At 51.5% G+C, this 891-nt stretch carries 1 tRNA gene and 2 rRNA genes; all 3 read right to left on the bottom strand.

From position 1 onward, the window contains the following. Positions 1-484: ribosomal RNA gene (locus ABD919_RS13820) — 23S ribosomal RNA — on the bottom strand; the annotation flags it as partial. Positions 485-648: 164 nt separating this feature from the next. Then, positions 649-722: transfer RNA gene (locus ABD919_RS13815), tRNA-Ile, on the bottom strand. 93 nt (positions 723-815) lie between these two features. Then, a 16S ribosomal RNA gene (locus ABD919_RS13810) occupies positions 816-891 on the bottom strand; the annotation flags it as partial.

Below are 891 nucleotides of genomic sequence, written 5' to 3'. Positions count from 1 at the left end.
TCGGTGTCTCAGGAGTATGTAGCCTTAGCGGATGGTGCCGCTGGATTCAGACGGGGTTTCTCCGGCCCCGCCTTACTCAGGATTCCACTACCGTGAACCACACTTGTCACTTACCGGACTCTCACCGTCTATGGTGTGCTTTCCCAAGCACTTCAGTTAAGTGGGTTCAATCAGATGTCGTGGTCCTACAACCCCAAGGTGGCCGTAACCACCCTGGTTTGGGCTCCTCCCCGTTCGCTCGCCACTACTTGGGGAATCATGGTTATTTTCTTTTCCTGCAGGTACTTAGATGTTTCAGTTCCCTGCGTTTGCCGCCGCTAGACAAGCTAGTCGGCTCTTGCCTCTTCCAGGCAAGGGGTTGCCCCATTCGGAAATCTCGGGATTAGCGGGTATGTGCCCCTCCCCCGAGCTTATCGCAGCTTATCGCGTCCTTCGTCGCCTCTGAGACCCTAGGCATCCCCCGTGTGCTCTTATTTACTTCGTCTTCGTAACTACACTTGGTAATTCCTGCTCATCGCTGAGTAGGCAAGTGCGCTACGCTTCGTTTTTGTTACCCCTTACGTCAAAGAACGTGTAACACTGCAAGCAGCATTAGTGAAGAAGAGCTCCGCTTGAGCTATTCCTATTTGTTATGATGAATGATTAGAGTGGGCCTGCGTGGACTCGAACCACGGACCTCTACATTATCAGTGTAGCGCTCTAACCACCTGAGCTACAAGCCCGGAACACTCATCAATATTATTTGAATGAAGGAAAAGACAACTGGTTACAACGGTGTGTAACTGTATTTGAGCCCACGAGTCGAACTGCTCCAGAAAGGAGGTGATCCAGCCGCACCTTCCGGTACGGCTACCTTGTTACGACTTAGCCCTAATTACCTGTTCTACCCTA

Source organism: Hymenobacter saemangeumensis (genome assembly GCF_039541835.1).
Lineage (GTDB): Bacteria > Bacteroidota > Bacteroidia > Cytophagales > Hymenobacteraceae > Hymenobacter > Hymenobacter saemangeumensis.
The sequence above is the reverse complement of the archived record's forward strand: the minus strand, read 5'-3'. Positions and strand labels throughout refer to the sequence as shown.